Source organism: Streptomyces alkaliphilus (assembly GCF_014141535.1).
GTDB classification, from domain to species: domain Bacteria; phylum Actinomycetota; class Actinomycetes; order Streptomycetales; family Streptomycetaceae; genus Streptomyces; species Streptomyces alkaliphilus.
Genome location: NZ_VKHT01000309.1, coordinates 1 through 5235, shown reverse-complemented (window position 1 = coordinate 5235; position 5235 = coordinate 1). Strand labels below are relative to the sequence as shown.

The 5235-nt window shown below is 72.2% G+C and carries 5 protein-coding genes; 3 read left to right on the top strand and 2 right to left on the bottom strand.

Annotation, left to right across the window (positions count from 1 at the left end):
* Positions 1-52 precede the first annotated feature (52 nt).
* Positions 53-751 (top strand): FadR/GntR family transcriptional regulator, encoded by a 699-nt coding sequence (locus tag FNQ90_RS11855; RefSeq protein WP_182606339.1) that lies wholly within the window; start codon positions 53-55, stop codon positions 749-751.
* Between the two features lie 74 nt (positions 752-825).
* Here the strand turns inward: FNQ90_RS11855 and fabI are convergent, their stop codons facing one another.
* Positions 826-1602 carry an enoyl-ACP reductase FabI gene (fabI, locus tag FNQ90_RS11850; RefSeq protein WP_182606338.1) on the bottom strand — a complete coding sequence of 259 codons (777 nt, stop codon included), beginning with the start codon at positions 1600-1602 and terminating at the stop codon, positions 826-828.
* A gap of 4 nt (positions 1603-1606) precedes the next feature.
* Positions 1607-2311, bottom strand: coding sequence for a 3-oxoacyl-[acyl-carrier-protein] reductase (fabG, locus tag FNQ90_RS11845; RefSeq protein WP_182606337.1), 705 nt, complete (start codon positions 2309-2311; stop codon positions 1607-1609).
* 403 nt (positions 2312-2714) lie between these two features.
* Between fabG and tyrS the strand changes: the two genes are divergently transcribed.
* Positions 2715-4121, top strand: a complete 1407-nt coding sequence (tyrS, locus tag FNQ90_RS11840) for a tyrosine--tRNA ligase (protein WP_143621019.1) — start codon at positions 2715-2717, stop codon at positions 4119-4121.
* A 191-nt stretch (positions 4122-4312) separates the two neighbouring features.
* Positions 4313-4975 (top strand): DUF3099 domain-containing protein, encoded by a 663-nt coding sequence (locus FNQ90_RS28445; protein WP_182606340.1) that lies wholly within the window; start codon positions 4313-4315, stop codon positions 4973-4975.
* Positions 4976-5235 lie beyond the last annotated feature (260 nt).

Sequence of the window (5235 nt, the reverse complement as noted above, 5' to 3'; positions counted from 1 at the left end):
CCCCCATCCGGGCCGCCGCGGCGGCCCCGCCCCCACCGGAAACGGGAGAGCCATGCCCCTGACCTCACCCCGTCGATCGGCCCTCGCCGATCAGATCATCGCCGAACTCCGCCGCCAGATCACCGTCGGGGAGTGGCCGGTCGGTTCCCGCATTCCCACCGAGCCCGAGTTGGTGGAGCAGTTGGGCGTGGCGCGAAACACCGTGCGGGAGGCGGTCCGGGCACTGGCCCACAACGGCCTGCTGGACATCCGACAGGGATCCGGTACATATGTGGCCGCCACCAGTGAGCTGGCCGGGGTGATGCGGCGCCGCTTCACCGAGGCGGATCCCCGGGACGTCGCCGAGGTCCGCTCCACGCTGGAGTCCTCCGCGGCCGGTTTGGCCGCCGCCCGCCGTACCGAGGCCGATCTGGCGCACCTGGACGCCCTCCTGGCCCAACGGGAGGAGGCGTGGGAGAGCGGGGAGGTGGATCGCTTCGTGGAGGCCGACAGCACCTTCCACGCGGCGGTGGTGACCGCCTCGCACAACGATGTCCTGGCGGCTCTCTACGCCGACCTCGGTTTCGTCGTACGGGACTTCCTGCGCCACGGGGTGGGCGATCGACTGCGCCCGGAGGAGTATCTGGACCACGGCCGCCTGGTGGAGGCGATCCGCGCCTCGGATCCGGTCACGGCCGCCGCGGAGGCGGGCTCCTACGCGTTGGGGTGCCGCCCGGTACCGGACGGCGAGAGCGCGGGTGACGCCCGGTAGTCCGTCGAGGGGATCCGCGGAAGCCGCCGGGGCGAGCCGCGGAGGATCCGCGACCCGCCCCTCGGGAGCGCCGGTCAGGCGCCCATCATGTGCACGCCGCCGTCCACGTGGACGACCTCGCCCGTGGTGCGGGGGAACCAGTCCGACAGCAGGGCGCAGACACCGCGCGCGGCCGGCTCGGGATCGGCGAGGTCCCAGCCGATGGGCGCGCGGGTCCGCCACACCTCCGCCAGTTCCTCGAAACCGGGGATGGACCTGGCCGCCATCGACTTGATCGGCCCGGCCGAGACCAGGTTGACCCGGATGCCGCGACCACCGAGGTCACGGGCCAGGTAACGGGAGGTGGACTCCAGTGCGGCCTTGGCGACGCCCATCCAGTCGTACGTGGGCCAGGCCACCCGGGCGTCGAAGTCCAGACCGACGACCGAGGCGCCGTCACCACCGCGCTCCATCAGCGGCAACAGGGCGGTGGTCAGCGACTTCAGCGAGTACGCGGAGACCTCCACGGCGGTGGCGACCGACTCCCAGGGGGTGTTCAGGAAGTTGCCGCCCAGGGCGTCCTGCGGGGCGAAGCCGATGGAGTGCACCACGCCGTCCAGGGAGTCCACGTGCTCCCCCACCGCGGCGGCGAGTCCGTCCAGGTGCTCACGGTTCTGCACGTCCAACTCGATGACCGGGGCCTCCTTGGGCAACCGGCGCGCGATGCGCTGGACCAGGCTGAGCCGGCCGAAGCCGGTCAACACGACCTCGGCGCCCTCCTCCTGGGCGAGCCGGGCGACGTGAAAGGCGATCGAGGAGTCGGTGAGGACCCCGGTGACCAGGATGCGCTTGCCGGCGAGAAGTCCACTCATGGTGTCAGTGCCCCATGCCCAATCCGCCGTCAACTGGGATGACGGCTCCGGTGATGTACGCGGCCTCCGGGGAGGCCAGGAAACGAACCGCGGCGGCGATCTCGGCGGGCTCGGCGTACCGGCCCAGCGGCACCTGCGCCACGATGCCGGCGCGCTGCTCCTCGCTGAGTGCCCGGGTCATGTCGGTGTCCACGAAGCCGGGCGCGACCACGTTGCAGGTGATGTTGCGCGACCCCAGTTCACGGGCGAGGGAACGGGCGAAGCCCACCAGGCCGGCCTTGGACGCGGCGTAGTTGGCCTGTCCGGCGGAGCCGAGGAGGCCGACCACCGAGGAGATCAGCACGATCCGGCCCCGCCGGGCACGCAGCATGCCCCGCGAGGCGCGCTTGACCACACGGAAGGTGCCGGTGAGGTTGGTTTCCAGAACGGCCGAGAAGTCCTCCTCCGACATCCTCAGCAGAAGCTGGTCGCGGGTGATACCGGCGTTGGCCACGAGGACCTCGACCGGACCCTGCTCCTCCTCGACCTGCTTGTACGCCTGCTCCACCTGCTCGGGATCGGTGATGTCGCACCGTACGCCGAAAAGCCCCTCGGGGGCCTCACCGGAGCGGTGGGTGACCGCCACCGAGTCCCCCGTCTCCGCGAAGGCGCGTGCGATGGCCAGTCCGATACCGCGGTTTCCCCCGGTGACCAGTACCGAGCGACTCAAGGGACCACTTCCTTACCTCTTGCTTGCCTTTCACAACCCGCCTTTTGAACGGCGGAGGCGGGCACGGCGTCCTGCCGGCACCGGGGCGGATACCGCTCCCACGCTATCCGTCGGTCGGCCCGGCACAGGGTTCGGCCCCGGACAGTGGCTCCCCCGGGCCGCTGTGGGGTTCCCACAGAAAACGCGACATCGGGGACCCCGAGCCGTTTCCCCATGCCCCGACCGAGGGCCGGGGTCGGTCGGGAGTTCGGGAAAGCGACCTGTCGGGGGATTCCGTCCCCGTCGGCCACCTCGACCACCTCGACCACCTCGACCAGGGTCTGCGTGCCCGCCCCGGGGGAACGCGGGGGCCCGTAGAATCGCCCGTTGTCCAACCCGTCCACCTCGACCACCGGGACCGAACGTGACACGCCTCGGCGACTCCGTGCAGCGCGGCCTCGCGCTGCTGGGCCAAGATCTCTCCTCCGACACCGTCGTGCGACAGCTGCTGGAGGAGACCGGCTCCCGACGGTATCTCGATCTGGGGGACCTGTCGGCGGAGGAACAGGCCGCGCTGATCGCCTCCCGGGCGGTCGAGGTCCTGCCCTCCGTCGACCGACTCGCCGCGGAGATCACGGCCGCCCGGGAGGCCGGGCGGGGACTGCGGGTCAAGTTGGGCATCGACCCCACCGCCGCCGATGTGCACCTGGGGCACACCGTGCCGATGATCGTGCTCAGCCGCTTCCAGCGGATGGGACACGAGGTGACCCTCATCATCGGTGACGTGACGGCGAAGATCGGCGACCCCTCGGGGCGCTCCGCCGAGCGCCCCCCGTTGACCGACGAGGACATCGCCGCCAACCTCTCCGGCTACCGGGACCAGGTCCGGCCCTTCCTCGACTTCGGGAAGGTGCGGATCCGGCACAACAGCGAATGGCTCGGTGGGTACACCCTGCCGGAGCTCATCGGCGTACTGGCCCGGGTGCCCGCCTCCTCCCTGTTGCAGCGCGAGGACTTCCGCACCCGGCTGGAGGCCGGCCACGGGCTGACCATGTCCGAGCTGATCTACCCCGTCGCCATGGCGTTGGACTCCGCGGAGATCGTCGCCGACATCGAACTGGGCGGTGTGGACCAACTGCTCAACATGCAGATGGGCCGGCGGGTGATGGAGATCCACGGGCAGCGCCCGCAGCTGATCGCCACCATGCCGCTGATCGAGGGCACCGACGGCTCCGGCGCCAAGATGTCGAAGTCCAAGGGCAACTACGTGGGTCTGCGTGCCGACGCCGACGAGATCTTCGGCCGCATCATGTCGGTGCCCGACCGGCTGATGGAGCCCTACCTGCGGGCGTGGACCGAGTGGGACGACGCCGAGATCGCACTGGTGCTCTCGCGGATCTCCGGGGGCACCGCGCACCCCATGGATCTCAAGCGGATCCTGGCCGGTGAGATGGTCTCCGTCCTGCACGGCGCGGACGCCGCGATGGCCGCCCGGGCCGCCTTCGCCGCCCGCTTCTCGCGCGGGGACTTCGCCGAGGCGGGCGAGCTGCCGGAGGTGGAGCTGGCGGAGCACGGCAAGGAGGGCGTCGCGAACGTCCTCAGCGGTGTGCTCGGCTTCACCCCCAGCGCCTCCGCCGGGCGCCGCCTGGCCCGACAGAACGGTCTGCGGCTGGTCCTCGGCACCGCCTCCGGACAGCGGACGGTGTCGATTCCGGAGGCGGATGCCCCGCGTCCGCTGGGCGAGGTCGTCGGTGAGGCCGTCGCCGGGGACCGACCGGACGAGGTGTGGCTGAAAGCCGGCCGAAAACTGGCGGTGCTGCGCGGCTGGTGAGCCGACGCCGGAAGACCGCTGTCACGACCGGGTCGTCCCCGACCGACACCGGCCGGTGGACGACCCGCGTGCGGGGCACGGACACCGGCCGGGCACGTGGATCCGGCCGGCCCGGAGTACCGTGGACGGGCGGGGCACGGTACCGAAGGCCCCGGCGGGACCACGTCGGGGCGATCTTGTGGGTGGTGAACATGCTGCACCTGCGGCGCGACCGCGCCGATGACACCGTGTTCCGCATCACCGCGGCCCGGCGCGGACTGGCCGAGGACGTGGACGCACGACAGCGCCGTTACGTGATCTCGATGGTGATCCGGAGCGTCTCCGTGGTCCTCACCGTGCTGTTGTGGAACGTGAGCGTGCCCCTGGCGACGGTGACCCTCGCGGCGGGCGTGCTGATCCCCTACGTCGCGGTGGTGGTCGCCAACGCCGGCCGGGAGAACGCGCCGGTCCTTCCCCGCACCACTCTCGTCGGGGACGGCTCCCGGGACCTGCCGGCCGGGGGCCGGGCCCTGGAAGGGGTGGTCGTCGAACCGGCTGACCACCGATCCGAGAGGGAGGCCCCCCGTGGGGCCGGCCCGCGCGAGACGGGAACGACCGGTGACGGCCGGGAGGACCGGGACGGTCCCGGGGGCCGCGGCACCCGGGAGCACCGGGCACCCGGCTCGGCGGACGGGGCGTCCCCGACCGACACCGGCCCCGACACCGGCCCCGACGCCGACACCGAAACCGCCGCTCGCGGGAACGGGAGGGCGACGGGAACCGATCGGGCCCCGTGGGCCGCGACCGCCGACGGCACGGTGTCCCCCGGCGGTGACCGGGGCTTCGCCCGCAGCGCTCCCGGACACGACGACTGACCGGAGACGGCCCGAGGGCCGGTCCGGTCCACCGGCGGGGAACACCCCGAACCCACCGGACCGGACGCGCTGCAAGGCGGTCCGGGAGCGCGGAAAACCTTCGTCGGATCCGGCCGTTCGCCTGCGGGGGGCACAGTGAGCCGTGTCATACTTCAGAAGCGCTCCGCATCCCCCGTCGGAGCGAAGGACCGACGCCGGGCGGCTCCCCCCGTGGCTGCCCGGCGTCGTCGTGCCCGCCCCCGGTCCGGGTGCCCCGTTCC